Source organism: Frankia sp. RB5, assembly GCF_059816245.1.
In genome coordinates, this window is sequence record NZ_JCBATA010000019.1 from 23,228 (window position 1) to 40,451 (window position 17,224).

At 73.1% G+C, this 17,224-nt stretch carries 12 protein-coding genes; 4 read left to right on the forward strand and 8 right to left on the reverse strand.

Annotated features, from left to right (window positions below):
* Positions 1-51 precede the first annotated feature (51 nt).
* On the forward strand, positions 52-1,809 hold the full coding sequence (locus tag AC6EXY_RS12245; RefSeq protein WP_499842337.1) for a serine/threonine-protein kinase: 1,758 nt from the start codon (positions 52-54) through the stop codon (positions 1,807-1,809).
* Positions 1,810-1,950: 141 nt separating this feature from the next.
* Here AC6EXY_RS12245 and AC6EXY_RS12250 read toward each other — a convergent pair whose 3' ends face one another.
* Genes AC6EXY_RS12250 through AC6EXY_RS12260 form a run of 3 tightly spaced genes read right to left on the reverse strand, consistent with a single transcriptional unit; the run spans position 1,951 to position 8,870 of the window.
* Complete coding sequence (locus AC6EXY_RS12250) at positions 1,951-2,865, reverse strand: toll/interleukin-1 receptor domain-containing protein (protein ID WP_165818476.1); 915 nt, start codon at positions 2,863-2,865, stop codon at positions 1,951-1,953.
* Position 2,866: 1 nt separating this feature from the next.
* Positions 2,867-5,698 (reverse strand): CHAT domain-containing protein, encoded by a 2,832-nt coding sequence (locus AC6EXY_RS12255; protein ID WP_499817517.1) that lies wholly within the window; start codon positions 5,696-5,698, stop codon positions 2,867-2,869.
* Entirely contained in the window at positions 5,688-8,870 is a 3,183-nt protein-coding gene (locus tag AC6EXY_RS12260) for a hypothetical protein (RefSeq protein WP_499817516.1), read from the reverse strand. Before AC6EXY_RS12260 ends, AC6EXY_RS12255 begins: the two co-directional genes overlap by 11 nt.
* A gap of 482 nt (positions 8,871-9,352) precedes the next feature.
* Between AC6EXY_RS12260 and AC6EXY_RS12265 the strand changes: the two genes are divergently transcribed.
* Positions 9,353-10,399, forward strand: coding sequence for a CobW family GTP-binding protein (locus AC6EXY_RS12265; protein WP_499817515.1), 1,047 nt, complete (start codon positions 9,353-9,355; stop codon positions 10,397-10,399).
* Here the strand turns inward: AC6EXY_RS12265 and AC6EXY_RS12270 are convergent.
* Positions 10,369-10,959 (reverse strand): DUF2231 domain-containing protein, encoded by a 591-nt coding sequence (locus AC6EXY_RS12270; protein ID WP_499817514.1) that lies wholly within the window; start codon positions 10,957-10,959, stop codon positions 10,369-10,371. The genes AC6EXY_RS12265 and AC6EXY_RS12270 overlap by 31 nt on opposite strands.
* A gap of 94 nt (positions 10,960-11,053) precedes the next feature.
* Between AC6EXY_RS12270 and AC6EXY_RS12275 the strand changes: the two genes are divergently transcribed.
* Both AC6EXY_RS12275 and AC6EXY_RS12280 read left to right on the forward strand, forming a co-directional pair.
* Positions 11,054-11,524, forward strand: coding sequence for a BlaI/MecI/CopY family transcriptional regulator (locus tag AC6EXY_RS12275; protein ID WP_101832907.1), 471 nt, complete (start codon positions 11,054-11,056; stop codon positions 11,522-11,524).
* A 5-nt stretch (positions 11,525-11,529) separates the two neighbouring features.
* Positions 11,530-12,528, forward strand: coding sequence for a M56 family metallopeptidase (locus tag AC6EXY_RS12280; RefSeq protein WP_499817513.1), 999 nt, complete (start codon positions 11,530-11,532; stop codon positions 12,526-12,528).
* Here the strand turns inward: AC6EXY_RS12280 and AC6EXY_RS12285 are convergent.
* From AC6EXY_RS12285 to AC6EXY_RS12300, 4 genes are read right to left on the reverse strand one after another with little or no spacing between them, the layout of a single operon-like run.
* Entirely contained in the window at positions 12,506-13,747 is a 1,242-nt protein-coding gene (locus AC6EXY_RS12285; RefSeq protein ID WP_243407737.1) for an ABC transporter ATP-binding protein, read from the reverse strand. The genes AC6EXY_RS12280 and AC6EXY_RS12285 overlap by 23 nt on opposite strands.
* Positions 13,748-13,756: 9 nt before the next feature.
* Positions 13,757-14,671 carry a carbohydrate ABC transporter permease gene (locus AC6EXY_RS12290; protein ID WP_279354666.1) on the reverse strand — a complete coding sequence of 305 codons (915 nt, stop codon included), beginning with the start codon at positions 14,669-14,671 and terminating at the stop codon, positions 13,757-13,759.
* Positions 14,671-15,567, reverse strand: a complete 897-nt coding sequence (locus AC6EXY_RS12295) for a carbohydrate ABC transporter permease (RefSeq protein ID WP_101832905.1) — start codon at positions 15,565-15,567, stop codon at positions 14,671-14,673. Before AC6EXY_RS12295 ends, AC6EXY_RS12290 begins: the two co-directional genes overlap by 1 nt.
* Positions 15,564-16,805, reverse strand: coding sequence for an ABC transporter substrate-binding protein (locus tag AC6EXY_RS12300; protein WP_101832924.1), 1,242 nt, complete (start codon positions 16,803-16,805; stop codon positions 15,564-15,566). Before AC6EXY_RS12300 ends, AC6EXY_RS12295 begins: the two co-directional genes overlap by 4 nt.
* Between the last annotated feature and the right edge of the window lie 419 nt (positions 16,806-17,224).

The following is a 17,224-nucleotide window of genomic DNA, read 5'->3' on the forward strand; positions in this document are numbered from 1 at the left end:
ACAATCGCCGCACCCATCAGATGATCAACGTTGAGGTGGCGGAAGATCACGGTGTCGAGACGGCTGGGAAGCTCATACACCCTGGATACCAGGGTCGGCCGGGGCAGTATGGGGGAGGTCTGGTCCGGCCACGACGGCGACGGGAATGTCTTCGCCTTCAAGATGCTGCTACCGGAGTTCGCCGCGAATCCGGTAATCATCACCCGGTTCATGCGGGAACGCGACATCCTGCTGCGGGTGCGGTCCCCGTTCGTCGTCGCCCTGCATGACCTGGTCGCCGAGGGCGGCGATCTGGCCATTGTGATGGATTTCGTTTCCGGTCCCAACCTGCGGGCCGAACTGACCCGGCGCGGCACCCTTCCGCCGGCCGAGGCGGCCACCCTGATCCTGGAGATCATGACCGGGCTCGCCAGCGCGCACGCGCTCGGCGTGGTGCATCGTGATCTGAAGCCGGAGAACGTGCTGCTGGCCCACGGCGACGGAACCCACGGCAGCGGCACCGGCGCGGGCGAGGGCGGCCTCTACCGGCCCAAGGTCTCGGACTTCGGCATCGCCTCCGTCGTGGAGGCCGGCACGCGGCTGACGGAGCCGATGAGCATCCTCGGCACGCCGCACTACATGGCTCCCGAGGTGATCGAGGGCCGGTCCGTCAGTCCGGCGACGGACACCTACGCGGCCGGCATCATGCTCTACGAGATGCTGTGCGGCGTCACGCCGTTCACCGGACGCCCGCCGCTGTCCGTCCTGCACGCCCACCTCAACCAGCGTCCGGGCCGGCCGGCGGGCCTGCGCGACGAGGTGTGGGCCGTCGTGGCGTCGATGCTCGCCAAGGATCCGGTCGAGCGGCCCGGCATGGACAGCCTGCGTGCCCTCCTGCCGAGTCTGGCCGGCCAGAAGGCGCTGCCGCGGCTCACCCGGCCACCCTTCGCCGGGGACGGCCAGGTCGACCTGCCGACCGTGCTCAGCACCCGCCCCGACGACGATGCCGCCACAGCCCACGCGGCAGCGGTCCACAGCGCCGCTGCCGCCGCGGCGGCCGGGCCGACACAGGTCCTCTCCGGCCTGACGCCCCCACCAGCGCAGGTCCACCCCTCGGCGCCGTCTCTCGGACCGCCGTCCGCCGGCCGTCTCCCGTTCACCGACGCGGCCCACCCGGCCAACACGCGCGGCGCGGGCGGCGCGGGCGGCGCGGGCGGCGGAGGTCAGCGCGGGCGGCGGACCTGGGCCGTCGCGGGCCTGGTGGCCGCCGCCGTCATCGGCATCGTCGTCGCCGTCTCCCTCGTGGTGACGGGCGGCTCGGGCGCGGCGGGATCGCCGTCGGCCGTGGCCTCGCTGACGGGCGTTCTGTCACGTCCACCGGCGACGCCGTCGGCGCGGCCCACCCCCAGCCAGTCCCCGGCCGGCCCGAGCACCTATGTCAACACGTCCACGCTGCTCTGCCTGGACGGCAACGAGGACGGCTCGGCGTACACGCTGGGCTGCAACAACGGCCTCTACCAGCACTGGCGTGCGGTGCCGGCCGCCACCGGCGCCGGCTACCGGCTCCGGAACGTACAGACGGGCCGCTGTCTGGGCGCGAAGGCAAATCCGGCTCCGGACGGAACCAGGTACCGCGGCTCCGTGTTCACCAGGACCTGCTCGGACGCCGTGGACCAGGTGTGGCTCCCGACGCGCTCGCCGAACTTCGGCTGGCAGTTCGAGAACCGTTCGACCACCGAGTGCCTGGACAGCAACCCCGACGGCGACGTCTACACCCAGGACTGCAACGGCGGGAACTTCCAGCACTGGCAGCTCACCACCGCCGACTGATCCCTCCCCGGCCGGCCACGCGACCCTGGCCGGCCACGCGACCCTGGCCGGTCACGCGACCCTGGCCGGCCACGCGACCCTGGCCGGTCACGCGACCCTGGCCGGCCACGCGACCCTGGCCGGTCACGCGACCTTGGCCGGTCACCTCGTTCCGGCCCGCGAGGACGCGGTCGGCGGCGCGAGATGACGGAAGGCCGAGCGGACGAGAGCCCGCTGTGCGGCCGGCGGCACCGCGGCCTGGACCTGCGCGCCCGAGGTCGCCGGCCGGTAGGACGTGGTTCCGGCCATCGGGCCGACGGGGCCGAAGGGCTCGACCACGACCTCGAGGTCGACGAGGGCTCCGTCGCTCAGATGGAGCAGGGCGGCCGGGTCCTCCGGCAGCGGCTCTCCCGCGATGCCGAGCCGGTACCGGAACCGCAGGCCGACCTGGCCGGCGAACCGGGTCTGCTCGTCGGGCAGCGCGAGCCTGGCGCGGATGAGGCTCAGCAGCTCCCAGCCGGTCATCGTCTCCGCCACCGCGAGCACGACCGCGAAGCCGAGAACCTGGTTGCGGACCCGGATCATCCTGGTCGGAGCGGTCACGCCGGTGGCCTCGGGAGCCACCGGATCGCCCGCGACGGCCGGCGGCGCGCCGCCCGCCCGGTCCCGCCGCCAGATGCCGGCGAGGTCGCGCACGACCTCGCTCCACCGGCCGTGGGTGCCGTCGAGGCTGTGCCGGGGCGCCAGCACCGGGGGCAGCGCGCTGTCGTCGAGGCGGACGACGAGCAGGTAGGAGCTCCGCTCGGCCAGCTCGCGGACCAGCGCCGCCGACCACAGGGCCGCCACCACCGCCTGGTCGCGGGCCGCCGCCGACCACAGCAGTATGTAGAAATCGGCCGCGGCCATCGCATCGTTGATCCACAGCACCCAGTTGGCGCCGGGCGGACACCAGTGGTCGACGGTCGCGTCGATGCCGTGCCGGCCCAGCTCACTCGCCATCCGCTCCGCGACGTCCCGGTCGGATCCGGCGCAGGACAGAAACAGCCGCGGCGCGGCCAGGGGCCCGTGGACCGACATGTCACCTCCGCCTGATCGGGGCATGGTCCGCGGCGCGGCGCAGCCCCCGGCGCGCCACGCCCGCACCGGTCTGCCACCCGGCGTCCCCGTACAGGGTCCAGCATGCCCACCGGGCCGGATGGTCGGGCGCGCAGTCCAGCACCTGCCGGTCCGGCGCGGCGCGGCACACGTCGAGCTGCGCCTGCCACAGGGCGACGTCGCGTGTCCGACGGCGCAGGTGGTGGTGGAAGCGGTCGAGCACCGCGGCGGCCACCGGGTCCGCCGCCGCCCAGCGCGCCGCCACGACGGACGCGGCACCGGCGTGCAGCGCGGCGCGCACGAAACCGAGCCGCTCGTCCCGGCCGGTCCGGGTCGCCATCCCCGACTCGCAGGCACCGAGGACGAGCGTTCCGCAGCCGTGCAGGTCCATGGCCTGCAGCGCCTCGGGCGGGAGGCGGCCGGAGGCGTCGTCGGGCCGCAGCTGCAGCCAGCGCCCGGCCTCGTCGAGTGGGTCGTACCGGCCGTGGCAGTCCAGCCGCACCTGGCGATGGCGGCGCCGCGCGAGCGTGGCGGCCAGTTCGGCGGGGGTGGCCCGGGCGCCGTCCAGCACCTGCGCGTGGATGCCCCGCGCTGGCGTGATCCCCTCCCCCGCCGGGTCGACCAGCAGGCTCCGGTCGCCGCGCACGCGTCGGGAGCGCCGGCTGAGCGGGCTCCGCGCGGACAGGCAGGGGAGGTCGGACAGGGCGAAGCGCAGTCCGAGCGGCATCGCGCGGCCCGCCGTCGCCCCGGCCGACCGGACAGGAACGGCCAGCGGCAGGGCGGCGAACGGGACGTCGGCGAGGACTCCTCCGACGACCAGCGCGATCCGGCGGATGTCCGGCGGAAGATGGCGGACCACCGCGGCGACGTCGAGGCGCGCGGCGATGTCGCGCGTGCCCGCGTCGAACGCGGCGCGGCCCACGGCTGACTCCAGGGTGCCCGCGCTCCACGAACCCATGAGGTCGTCGACGGCGTCGCCCAGCTCGCCCCGCCGGCAGTCGACGGCGATGTGGTGCAGCAGGTTCGGTCCGATGACGGCGTGATGCACGCGCAGCGGTGTCGCGTGCATCATCCAGACGACCTGCGAGCGGGGCAGGCGGTCCGCCGTCGCGCGGATCCACGCCCAGGCGGAGCGGTGGTCGTCGGGCGGGGGCAGGTCGCGGGTCAGGCCGGCCTCGGCGGGCAGGATCCCGCCGAGGATCGCGGCGCCGCGGGCGGCTTCCATCGCGACGACCAGCGCGGCCGTCGCCGCGGCGCCCTCGGCGTTCTCGGCGGTCCGCTCGGCGGCGAAACGCACCCGCTCGTCGTGCTCGTCGGGCACGGGCGCCAGCATGCCGACCCGCACCGCGTCGCTGATCTGACGGCCGGCCAGCCGTTCCTCCAGCTGATGCGCCTGCGCCCACCGGGCGCTCGCCTGGCCGTACTCCGCCCGCCAGTGGTGGGCCTCGCCGAGCAGGCGGGTCGCCAGGATCCTGACCTCGGTCAGCCACGCCCGGCCGGCGGTCGCCCGCACCGCGCGACCGAGGTCGTCGACGGCGGCCTGGAGCAGCTCGGGCCGGCGGAGCTGCCGGTAGCGGGCCAGCTGGAGCTCGCCGGCGACGAGATACCACTCGGCCCGGTCCCGTGCCTCCTGCGCCGCCTCGATGGTGGAGGTCCCCGTCCGGCCGGCACCAGGATCAGTCGCCGGCTCGGCGGCGAGGGGATCGGCGGGCGGCGTGAGACGGGCGAGCCGCGACTCGGCCTCGGTCAGTCGGTCGGCGGCGATCAGGCGCTGCACCTGCCGCACCGCCCGTTCTGGTTCGGGATCGGGAGCGGGATCGGGAGCGGGAGCGGGATCGGGATCGGGAGCGGAGGACAGCAGGAGCGCGATCTTCCTGGCGGCGCCCGCCGGATCCGGCCAGCTCGCCGCGGCGGCGTCCAGCAGCGGGCGCAACGCGTGGGCGGCGCGGTCGTCGCGCATCGTCAGAAGCAGCGTGACCAGCTCGTACAGGGCGGGCAGGCGCAGCGCGGGGTCGAGGTCGGGATTGCCGGTGACGGTCGTCATCACCCGGGCCGCCGCCTCGAAGTGCAACTGCCGCTTGAGCGCGAACGCGAGCCGGAACTGGCTCTCGACGGTCTCCGGCCACTCACCGTCGAGCATCTCGGCGAGGGCGCCGCCGACGTCGGGCTCCGCCCCCTGGCGCACCCTGAGCAGCGCCCGGTCCCGGTCGATGATCGAGACGTCGGCGCAGCCGGCGGCGCGCAGCGCCCGTTCCGCGTCGTCGAGCAGGCGGGAGGCTGTGACGGCGTCGCCCGCCGCGGCCGCGGCTGACGCCTCGGCCCGCAGCAGTCGCCCGTCCTGCGCGGCGGAGATCGGGCGCTTCCCGCTCGCCGCGAGCCGGCGCATCGCCGCCGCGTCGGCGGCGGCGCCCCGCGGGTCGGCGGCGCAGTCACGCAGCTGCATCCGCTCCTGCAGGAGCAGCGACGGGTCGACGCCCGCCGCGGCGGCGCGGCCGAGGTAGTCCTCGCAGCGGCGCAGGCCGCGGGTCACGGCGCCGAGTCGCCGCAGCGCGACAAGGTGATCGACGGCCACGGCCATCCACAGGTCGTGCCCACGACCATCGGAGTCGGTGGTGGTCGTGCCCGGGGCGATCAGGAGGGTCGCGGCCGCGTAGGCGGCGTCGACCGCCGGGGCGTTACGCCGGCCCAGCGCGGCGTCCGCGGCGGCGATCGCGTCGGCGAGTGGGAAGCCCGGCGCCAGCATGATCGGTAGCCGCGGCGCGGCGAACCCGGTCGGCCACCGGGCCGGCGGGACGCCGGGTCGGTCAGTCGCCACAGGCGGTCGCGGCCGAGCCGGTCGCGGGGCAGACGAGCAGGACCGTCCCGGCACCCGGTCGACCCGCCCCGAGCGACGGCGCCGCAGAGGCCTGCGGGGAGGCGGTCGGGGTGGCGGTCTGCGTCTGCTGGCGTGGCAGGGCCTGGGTCTGGTCACGCAGGACGTTGACCTTTGCCGCCCCTCCGCCGCTGTGGATCAGGACATCGGGATGGGCGGCCAGGTCCTGGCCGTGCGCCAGCGTGAGCTCCAGCAGGACCGTGTTGACACCCACCCGCAGGTCCTGGTGCAGCGACTCCGCGACGATCATCCCGGGACCCACCTGCAGGGTCGACCGCAGACTGTCGTGCAGGTACACCGGGGTGGTGCCGGCGCCGTCGAGCACGTCCCGCAGCGGGATGCCGTGCCGCGCGGATCCGGGGACCGCGGTGAACGGGCCGGGATCGATGTGCTCGGCGCGGCCACCGACGATCCGGATGAGCGGCGTCGCGTAGCGGGGATCGGCCGCGACGGCCCGGGCGACCCGCTCCGCCCAGGGATGGTCGGCGGGTAGCAGCTCGATGTGGTCGTCCGCGGCCAGCGCGACACCGTCCCCGCCGAGCGGCACGCCGCGCAGCAGGCCGTCCTTCGTCCTGGCCGCGTCCGCCATCGCCCGGGCGACCCGGGGGAACTCGGCCAGCAGCGCCGCTCCCTGCGCGAGACCGTTCGGTCCGAGGATGGGATCGCCGGCCGGGACGAACACGTGGTCGCCGACGGGAAAGATCGTCGCGGTCGCGCCGTCCGGCGTGGTGACCCGCACGCGCGATCCGGTGCCGTTCGGAGGTGGCGCGAACACCGCCTGGGCGCCGTGGTCACCGGTGGCCGGCCGCACGTCCCACCAGGTCTGCGCGTCGTGCGGCTTCGGCGCGGTCACGAACGCCGCCTGGGCGAAAGTCGGCGTGCCGTGGTTCGGATCCGGCCCGCCGATCCGGAATGCCAGGTCGTCGCCGGGCGGCCGGGTGCCGTTCGTGATCGAGAGCCAGGGGTCACCGGGGCCGCCAGTCTTGGCGAGCAGGGTCCCGATGGGATCACGGTAGGTGGTCAGGCCGACGGACCCGAGGCTCAGGTCGGCGGGAAGACGGGCGCCCCACCGGTCCTGCACGAGCCGCAGGGCCCGCAGGGCCCGGTCGACGGCGCCGCGGCGCCACTGGATCGTGACGACGTCGGCGTCGCTGCGGGCGTCGAGTGTTCCTAGGTCGTGGCCCTGGTAACCGACCTGCTGGGAGACATGGCCCCGACCGGCGGTCACGGTGGTGGTGAGCGTGCGGTCGGCGGCGGCGGAGCGCCAGATCCGCACAGGCCCGAACGGGATGTCCGCGCGGGCCGACGCGTCGATCCTGACCGTCGAACGGTCGCCGGTGGTGGAGATCGTGCGCTGGACCCGCCCGGCGGTCCTGCCGCTGTCGTCGATGGCCAGCTCGGTGATGGAGCCGTCGCCGGTGCGCGGGTCGGCGTGCGACGTCTCGTCGAACAGGCCGGCCCGGCGCAGCGGGTCGGGCAGGTCGGCGTGGTAGTCGCGGCCGCCGGTCCGTTCGGCGAGGTGTCCGAGGGACACGCCGCCCTCGATGCCGACAAGGCCGCAGTCGCCGTAGGTCCTCGTCGGGGTCGGGATGACCGACTCGGCCGTGCCCGCCGCCGCCGGGGAGACGAACGGGATGGGCGACCGTTCCCGCAGCCGGGTGTTGTGCGCGTACCAGGAGTCGAAGGTGAGGTCGGAATGATGGACCTCGCCGTCGGGCACGGCGGGCAGGGCGGCGCCCGTGCCGCGCAGCCATTCCAGCGCGCCGCTCCAGCGCATGATCTGTTCGAGCCGGGCGTACTGCGGTTCGTAGTCGGCGATCGCCTGGTAGTGCTGGTCCCAGTACCGCAGTCCGCGCCCGAAGGAGAAGCTGGGCTCGACCTCGCCGCCGCCGGCGCCGTTCGACCGCGCGAACAGCCGGGTGGCCTGCCCGCCCAGCTCGAACCGGTCTCCAGAACTCGCGAAGGCGGCGTCGTTCTGCCCGAACCACAGCCGCCCGCGCTCCTCGTGAGCATCGGTCGCGGCCGGGCACTGGCTCCACGGCGTCCGCGCCTCGGAATCGGGGACGAATCCGCCGACCGCCCTGCCCGGCACGCCGCTGCCCACCCCGGCGACCCAGTTCTTCGCGACGTAGTCGGTATAGAAAAGGGTCATCCCGACGTTCGTCCGGGCCAGACCGCCCTCATACCGGGCCTGGCTGTAGACGGGGTTTCCCTCGGTGAGGTTGAGCAGCGCCCACAGCTGGGTGCGGTCGGTCGGCAGGCCGTCGCGGCGCAGCGCGTCGCCCGCGGGGGTTCCCTGCAGGAGCGCGTCGCGCACCTGCGTGCGCACGCTGACGCGCACCGCCTGATCGGTGAGGACGGCCCGGACGCGGTTCTGGTCGAGGTCCGGGATCAGGGTGTGCACGGCCGCGAAGCCCTCGTCGTTCGGCTGCGGTCCGGCGGCCGGATCCAGCGAGAACCCGGGTGGCTGACGGCCGGCGGCCACCGGGTAGCCGCCCTGGATCGCCGACACGTCGGCGGCGTCGATCGGCGCCGACGGCACGTCCGGCCAGTGCCAGCCGCTCGCCCAGATCTTCGACCCGTCCTTCCTGAGCTCGGACAGGTCCTGGATCCGGGCCAGGAAGTCCGCGAGACCGCCGGCTGTGTCGACCCGCAGGGTGAGGTAGCCGTGAGCGGCGCGGACGTCCCGCGTCGGCCGGGCAGCGCCGACGGTCACCTCGATCGTGTCGAGGTCGGATCGGAGCTGGTAGCGGTCGATCGCGACCTGATCCGGGTCCGAGCCGTGATCGGTCCGGTACTGGTCGAGCAGGAGGCCGATGGTGCGCGCCTCGTGCGGATCGCCGGCCTGGACGAGGACGTGCGCCGTACCCCGGCCGGCGGCCAGCAGCCGGCCCGGCCCGACCTGCTGGCGCGCCAGGTCCGCGAAACCCGGGTCTCGCACGGGCAGCGTGTCGTAGGCCGAAGCGAGAAAGGTCGCCGTGTCCAGATTCAGGCGCGCGGCGAGCGCGGTGCTCGTCCAGTCCCGCAGCTGCTCGTCGGCATCCGCCGGCGCCAGCCCGCCGAGCAGGTCGGCGGCGGCCGCGTAGGAGATCTCGAATCGCGCCACCGTCGCCACGCGCGTGGACGAATCCCTGGTCGAACCACCATCGCAGCCCGCAAGCGAAAGGGCCAGGGCCACCAGAACCGCGAACGCCGTGACAAGGCTCAGCCGATACCGGCCGATGCGATGTCGGCCGTACTGTCGGGAACCCGACCCGCCAGGTGGAGACATCCGGATGCCAACCCCCGAACCCACTGCCCCTGCGCATTGACAAGAAAAGAAACGGCCACCCCTGTCCATCGAGCGCTCCGGCAGTGGGCGAATGCCGGGCGGCAGCGATGCCCGCGACGCCGGAACAATGGCAAGAGTAAACACGGCCAAGACGCGCCACACCAGAAAAGTACGAGGTTGGTCCGTGGGCAGATTCACAGCCCTGCCGCGGCGTGTCACCGCCCTGCGCACCGTCGCGGTCGCGGGAGCGAAGCCTCGACCGAGCCGGTCCGCGATCTATCTATGCTCGGCAGGTCGGCAGGTCGGCGGACAGAGGAGGCGGCGCAATGGCAGCTCGGGTGCCGGTGATCGCGGTGACCGGGTATCTGGGCGCGGGCAAGACGACGGTGCTCAACCACCTGCTGCGGGCGCCGGGGGCTCGTCTCGGGGTGGTCGTCAACGACTTCGGGGCGATCAACGTCGACGCGGCGCTGGTCAGCGGCCAGATCGACGAGCCGGCGTCGATCGCGGGCGGCTGCGTCTGCTGCCTGCCGGACACCGACGGGCTCGACGAGGCGCTGGAGAAGCTGAGCCAGCCGCGGCTGCGGCTCGACGCGGTGATCGTGGAGGCCAGCGGGGTGGCCGACCCGCCGAACCTCGCCCGCCTCATCCGCTTCAGCGGCGTGCGCCGCATCCGGCCCGGCGGCCTCGTCGACGTGATCGACGCCGCCGCCTACTTCGACACCGTCGACCCCGGCGGCCTGCCCCCGGCCCGGTTCGCGTCGGCCTCGCTCGTCCTCATCAACAAGGTCGACCGGCTGCCACCCGCGGGCCGCGACGAGACACTCGCGCGGATCACCCACCGGGTGCGCGCGAGCAACCCCCACGCCCACGTCGTCACCACCACCCATGGGCGCATCGACCCCGCCCTCGTCTTCGACGCGGCCACCCCGTACGACCCGATCGACGAGCTACCCTTCGCCGCCGCCGCCCGGGACGAGCACGACCACGCGCACGTCGACGAGGGCGGCCCGCACCACCACGCCGTGTCGGTGACCGTCCCCGCGGCGCACGCGGTCGATCCCGGCCCGCTGGTCGATCTGCTCGAGGATCTGCCGGCCGACGTGTACCGCCTCAAGGGCACCCTGGTCGTCGACACCGGCCGCGGCACCGCCGGTCATGTCGTCAACGTGGTCGGTGGCCAGCTCCACGTCGCCGCCAGAGCGGTCATGGAGGGCCCGCACGGACTGGTCGCCATCGGCATGGGTCTCGACGAGCCGACCGTCCGCGCCCGGCTCGAGGCCGCCCTGCGCCCGTCGCCGGACGGCCGCCCCGATCCGGACGGGATGCGCCGCCTGGCCCGCTACCGCCGCCTCAGCGGCGCGGGCGTCTGACCCTCTCGCGCGGGGGGAACCTGCGGTTCGACGGGAACCTGGGAGGTGTAGGCACCGTGCCAGACGGCCTTCGCGCCGCTGTCACCGATCCGGTAGACCTGCACGACCGAGCCGACGGCGACCACGACGCTGAGCACGGCGATCACGACCATCACCGCGTTGCCTCGCAGGCCGTCGCCCACGCCGGCACGGTGGCCCGAGGCGGGCCTGACCTGGTCCTGCCCGTCGGGAACGGGACGGCGCGCCCACAGCCAGCCCGCCGCCGCCAGCACGAACAGCCCCGCCGCCCACGGCAGCAGCTGATCCCCGAGCTCCGCGTGACGTGCCACGAGCGGGTCGGGCGGCGTCCGCGCCTCCAGCCACTCCCCGGCGTGCGTGGTCAGCGGCACACTCACCAGCGCCACCAGCGCGACCAGCGGCGTCAGCACGCCCAGCCGCCGACGCGCGGCGGGCCACAGCGCCGAGACGATCGCCATCAGGGCCGCGAGCGGCACCAGCACGACGACCAGGTGGACCAGCAGCGGGTGCGCGGGCAGGCCGTTGATCTGGGTGGGCCCCATCGAGGCTCCCTTCGTCCGTTGACAACTATCGCAGTAGTACTACGCCGATAGTAGCTACTACCACTGTCGTAGTCGGCGGGTAGACTGCTGCGGCATGCGGCGCAGGGAGCCTCACCGCCGGGTCGCCGGGGAGCTGGAGTCCGCGGTGCTCGGCGTGTTGTGGGATGCGGACGGCCCACTCACCCCCGGTCAGACCCAGCTGGCACTCGCCGGCGACGGGCTGGAGCTCGCCTACACGAGCGTCGCGACGACCCTGGCTCGGCTGCACGGCAAGGGCCTGCTCGACCGGACGGCCGCCGGTCGCGGCCACGCCTACGCGCCCGCGGCCGCCGCCGCCGCGGAGATCGCCGACCGGATGCGCGGCCTGCTGGGCGACGGGCGGGGGCGCGCGGTGGTGCTCAGCCACTTCGTCGCCGGCCTGACGCCCGACGACGAGGCCACCCTGCTCTCCCTGCTGGCGGCCGCCGAAAACGCCCCCCACGGGTCCGGCGGGACCGAGTCCGGCGGGAGCCATGAGTCCGGCTGGTCCGGGCCCGGCGGGACCCGCGAGTCCGGTCCGCGATGAGGTACATGGTCTGGGTGCCGCTGCTGATGAACCTGGCCGTCGTGTGCGGCGCACCGGCGCTCGCCCGGCGGATCCCCTACCGGGTGCGGCCGGGGGTGCTGACCGGCACCGCCGCGGTGGCCGCGGTCGGCTGGCTGTGGTCGCTGGCGCTGCTCGCGACGAGCCTGGCGGAACGGCTGCCGTCCCTCGGGCATCGCCTGGATCTGCCGGTGCCAGGGCCGGGGCGGACGGCCGAGCTGCCACCCGCCGCGGTCGGTGCCTGCGCGTCGGCCGTCGTCGCGATCGCGGTCGTGACGCTGGTGGTGGCGACGGTCCGGCTCGCCCGCGAGCTGGCCCGGGCCGAGCGGCTGGTCCGGCGCCTGCCCGCCGGGCGGGTGCACGTGGTTGCCGGCGAGTTGCCCGACGCCTGCGCGATCGGCGGCGTGACGGGTAGCCGCATCATGATCACAACTGGCCTGGTCGACTGCCTCGACGCCGCCGAGCGGGCCGCGGTCCTCGCCCACGAACAGGCTCATCTCGCCGGCCGCCATCACTGGCTGCGCCTGGTGGTCGCGTGCTGCGCGGCGACCGACCCGCTGTTGCGGCGCCTACCCCAGCTCGTCGAGGCGGCGTGCGAACGCTGGGCGGACGAGCGGGCCGCCCAGCCGGCGGGCCAGCGGACCGTGCTCGCCCGGGCCCTGGGCAAGGCCGCGCTCGCGACCCTGCGCGCCTCAGGTACAGCTCCGCGGGCCAACGCGTCTGCCACCGGATCCGCCACCAAGCCCGATTCGATGCCCGATTCGATGCCCGATCGGGAGCTCGCGCCCGGATTCGGTGCGGGACCGACCGCGTGCGGATTCGATCGCGGTGCGGTGCCGGAGCGGATGGCCGCCCTGCTCGCCGGGCCGCCCCGCGCGACCGGCTCCCCGGCCTGGCTCCTCATGTCGACCGTCGTCACAGCCCTGGTACTCGGCTCGTGTGTGCACGCGAGCACGGATTTCCTCACCCTTCTCCGCTGGTATTGAGTCCGTCCCCTGCCGTGCCGTCGCAGTGGTCCGTTTTGCACGCGAGGTTGTGGCCGGTGTCGGGGTCGAACAGGTGCAGCTGGGTGGTGTCCAGCCACAGCTCGGCGTTCTCGCCCTCCCGGATCCGGCTGGCCGCGTCGAGCCGGGCGACGATCTGTTCGGCGCCGCTGGCCAGGTCGACGGTGCCGGCGTCATGGGCCAGTTCGTCGAGGTCAGCGATGCTGGCCCGGCCGCCGTCGAGGGTGAAGTAGGCGTAGCTGTCGGAGCCGAGCCGCTCCAGCACGTCGACCGGAACGGTGAACCGCAGGCCAGGGCGGCCGGTGACCGACTCCAGGGCGGCGTCCTCGAAGTGCTCGGGGCGCGCCCCGACGATCAGTTCCCGGCGCCCGGCGGCGCCCCCCGACCAGCCCTCCAGCAGGCGGCGCTGCCGGTCGTCCGGGCTGATCGTGCCGAGCGGGGTCCGCAGCTCCCCCTCCTCGACGGTGGCCGGGACGAAGTTCATCGCCGGTGAGCCGATGAAGCCGGCGACGAACACGGTCGCCGGCCGGCCGTAGAGCTCGGTCGGCGTCCCGACCTGCTGAATCCGGCCCGAGCGCAGCACCGCGACCCGGTCGCCGAGCGTCATCGCCTCGGTCTGGTCGTGGGTGACGTACACGGTGGTGGTGCCGAGCCGGTTCTGCAGCCGGGACACCTCGGTGCGCATCTGCACCCGCAGCTTGGCGTCCAGGTTGGACAGCGGCTCGTCCATCAGGAACGCCTTCGGCGAGCGGACGATCGCCCGGCCCATGGCGACGCGCTGCCGCTGCCCACCGGACAGCTGCGCCGGCCTGCGGTCCAGGTGCTCGGTGAGGTCGAGGACGCGGGCGGCCTCCTCGACCTTCTGGTTGATCTCGCTCTTCGGTCGTTTTGCCAGTTCAAGAGCGAAGCCCATGTTCCTGCGCACCGACATGTGCGGGTAAAGGGCGTAGCTCTGGAACACCATGGCGATGTCGCGGTCCTTCGGGGCCAGGTCGTTGACCACCGCCCCGCCGATGCGCAGTTCGCCGGAGCTGATGTCCTCCAGGCCGGCGATCATGTTGAGGGTGGTCGATTTCCCGCAGCCGGACGGGCCGACGAGGATGACGAACTCGCCGTCGGCGATGGACAGGCTCGCGTCGTCCACCGCGAGCTGGCCGTCCGCATACCGCTTGGTGACGTGGTCGAGCACGATGTCCGCCATGGCCCGGGCCTATCCCTTCACCGCGCCGGAGGTCAGCCCGGCGACGATCCGACGTTGGAACAACAGCACGAAGATGATGATCGGAATGGTGATGACGACCGCCGCCGCCGCGATCGACCCGATCGGCTGGGCGAACTGCGACGCGCCGGTGAAGAACGCGATGGCCGCGGGGACCGTCCGGGAGCTTTCCGTCGACGTCAGCGAGATCGAGAACAGGAAGTCGTTCCAGCAGAAGATGAACACCAGGATCGCGGTGGTCACCATGCCCGGCGCGGCCAGCGGGGCGATAACCCGCAGGAATGCCTGCGCCGGGGTGGCTCCGTCGACCTGCGCCGCCTTCTCCAGATCCCAGGGGATCTCCCGGAAGAACGCCGACAGCGTGTAGATGGCGAGCGGCAGCGAGAACGTCAGGTACGGGATGATCAGCCCGATCCAGGTGTCGAAGATGCCGATCTGCCGCCACAGGTTGAACAGCGGGCTGACCAGTGAGACCTGCGGGAACATCGCGATGAGCAGGGTCAGTCCGATGAGCACCCGCTTGCCGGGAAAGTCCAGGCGGGCGATCGCGTAGGCGGCCATCGAGCCGAGGATCACCGCGAGTACCGTGGAGATGAGTGCGATGCCCAGGCTGTTCAGCAGCGCCCGGGTGAACAGCGACTCACGGAAGATCCCGCGATAGTTCTCCAGGGTCCAGTGGCGGGGGATGAAGTGGCCGTCGGTGATGCTCGCCGGCGCCTTGAACGACAACGACACCAGCCACAGCAGCGGAACCAGCGACACCGCGATGATGAGCAGGTTCGCGGCGGTCCAGCCGAGCATGGCGTTGCGGTCCCGCTGCGGCCCGCGTGCCCGGATGGTCCTGCCGCCCGCGCCGGCACCGCTGCTGCCGCCGGGGGCGTCGGGTGTGGTGGCGATGGTGGCCATCAGCGGTCCTCCCCACCGGGCGCGGCCGCGCCGAACCCCTTGACGAAGATGAACGCGACGAGCGCCACGACGAGGAAGATCAGTACCGACAACGACGAGCCGACGCCCAGGTTCAGCGCGGTGAACAGGTTGTCGTAGCCCAGGATCGACACGGACCGGGTGTCGTACGCGCCGGCGGTCAGCACGTAGATGCTGTCGAAGATGCGGAAGGAATCGAGCACCCGGAACAGCACCGCGACGAGGATCGCCGGTTTCATCAGCGGCAGCATGATCCGGGTCAGCCGCTGCCAGGCGGTCGCGCCGTCGACCTTCGCCGCCCGCAGCAGTTCCTCCGGCACCAGCGCCAGGCCCGCGAGCAGCAGCAACGCCATGAACGGCGTCGTCTTCCACACCTCGGCCAGAATGATGACCGCGATGCCCCAGACCTGCGATGTCAGCGGGGTCGCGTCGCCGAACAGGCCGGACAGGTAGCCGGTGTCCGGTGTCCACGCGTACCGCCAGCCGAACGCGGCGACCACCGTGACGATCCCATACGGAATGAGGATCACCGTGCGGACCAGGCCGCGGCCGATCAGTGCCCGGTGCATCACCAGGGCCAACGCCATGCCCAGCACGAACTGGATCGCCACGGAGATCACCGTGATGATCGCGGTCACCGCGAGTGCCTGCCACCACAGCGACGACGTCAGCGCGGTGCCGTAGTTCGCCAGCCCGATGAACTTCGAGTCGCCCGGGAAACGCAGGTCGTACCGCTGCAGCGACAGATAGACCGCGTACCCGATCGGATATCCCGTCACCGCCAGGATGACGACGACGGCCGGCGCGCACAGTGCCCACCCGAGCCGCCGCTGCGCCCGCGCCCCGGCCGACAGCGGCGCCTTCGCACCCGCGCTCACGGCACCAGTCCCTTCGAGTCGAGGGCGTCGGAGATCGCCCCGCGCAGGTCCGCGAGCCGCCCGACGCTCACCGAGGTGGGCGGCGACAGAATGTGCGCGATCTGCAGCGACACGCTCTGGTAGGCGGGTGTCCGCGGCCGGACGCTGGCGTTCTGCAGCGCCTCGTGGATGGCCGGGGCGAACGGATAACCGCCGTCGATGAACTTCCTGTCCGTGTACAGATCCTTGAGCGTCGGCGGTAGGCCGCCATCGATGGCGGTGCGGATCTGGTTCTGCCGGCCGGTCAGGCAGCCGATCGCCGCGGCCGCCTCGGCCCGATGATGGCTGTAGGCGCCGACCGCGAGGTTGTAGCCGCCGATCGTGCTGTGTGAATGCTGGCCGGGAACCAGCGTCGGCCACTGCGTCCAGCCGATCTGGGCGGCCAGCTTCGGATTGTTCTGCTTCGCCGACGGATAGATGAACGGGTAGTTGAGCTGGAAGGCGGCCGAGCCGGTCTCGAACGCGAGCCGGTTGTCGTCCTCCCGCTGGTTCGACCAGGACGGGTCCGCGGCCGGCGAATGCGCCAGCGCCCGGATCGCCTCGACGGCCTTCTCCGCCGGCGGGCCGAGCGCCACCCTGGTGCCGTCATCGCTGAGGATCTGGCCACCGGCCGACGCCACCAGCGAGTTGAACAGCACCGTGTAGCCCTCGTACTGCGCGCCCTGTACCTCGACGTAGTGCGGCCTGCCCTGCGCCGCCAGCCGTTTCGCGTCCGCCAGCATCTCGTCCCAGGTCTTCGGCGGCCGCGGCACCAGATCCTTGCGATACCACAGGAGCTGGGCGTTCGTGTTCAGCGGAACGGCGTAGAGCTGGTTGTCCCAGGTGCCGGTCTGGACCGCGACGGGCAGCATTCCGTCGGTGAGCCGGGTCGACTCCGCCTGGTCGAACGGTTCGACCCAGGCGGCCTCGGCGAACTCGGGAGTCCAGGTGACGTCCAGCGTGAGGATGTCCATCGACGAGTCCTGGGCGGCGAGCCGGCGGACCAGCTGCTGGCGCTGCCCGTCGGAATCGTTCGGCAGCACGTTGATGCTGATCCGGTACCGCCCGTTCGACGCCGCCGAACAGTCCGCCGCCGCCTTCGCGAACGACCCCGACGACTCGTTGTAGACGTACCAGTTCAGCGCCGCCGCGCCGCGTCCGTCACCCCCGCCGCCGGAACTCCCGCACCCGGCCAGCGCCGCCCCCGCGACCAGCGCCAGCGCGCCCGCCGCGGCGGGCGATCGGCGGACTCGTCCGCCCGCCCCGCACCTTCCGCCGCGGCCGGGCCGCTCTTCGGGACCGCCATCATGGCCGGGTTCCACCGCTTTCGGCCGGCGACCGAATCGCCTGGATGCCCGATGAGGTTCTCGAGGCCTACGGAACGGTCGGGTTCTCACGGGCCGCACTCACCACCTCATGTCGCGCTACCAGGGGCGACACACAGGCACGAGCCGACGATGGCCAGATGCTGTCCCACTCCGCCACCGACAACCGGGCCACGCCGCCCCGGGGCGTATCTCCCATCGGCCGGGTGACCGATGGTGGCACCGCCATGCCCAAACGCGCGAGAAACTAAACCCGCCATCGAGCATCAATACGGACAGTTCTCAATCTATCGCAATGTGTATATCACACTCTG

Coding starts and splice junctions, on each gene's coding strand:
- AC6EXY_RS12250 (WP_165818476.1), bottom strand. CDS start 2,865: ATGTCGGTCCACGGGCCCCTGGCCGCGCCGCGGCTGTTTCTGTCCTGC.
- AC6EXY_RS12265 (WP_499817515.1), top strand. CDS start 9,353: ATGGCAGCTCGGGTGCCGGTGATCGCGGTGACCGGGTATCTGGGCGCG.
- AC6EXY_RS12270 (WP_499817514.1), bottom strand. CDS start 10,959: ATGGGGCCCACCCAGATCAACGGCCTGCCCGCGCACCCGCTGCTGGTC.
- AC6EXY_RS12275 (WP_101832907.1), top strand. CDS start 11,054: ATGCGGCGCAGGGAGCCTCACCGCCGGGTCGCCGGGGAGCTGGAGTCC.
- AC6EXY_RS12280 (WP_499817513.1), top strand. CDS start 11,530: ATGGTCTGGGTGCCGCTGCTGATGAACCTGGCCGTCGTGTGCGGCGCA.
- AC6EXY_RS12285 (WP_243407737.1), bottom strand. CDS start 13,747: ATGGCGGACATCGTGCTCGACCACGTCACCAAGCGGTATGCGGACGGC.
- AC6EXY_RS12290 (WP_279354666.1), bottom strand. CDS start 14,671: ATGGCCACCATCGCCACCACACCCGACGCCCCCGGCGGCAGCAGCGGT.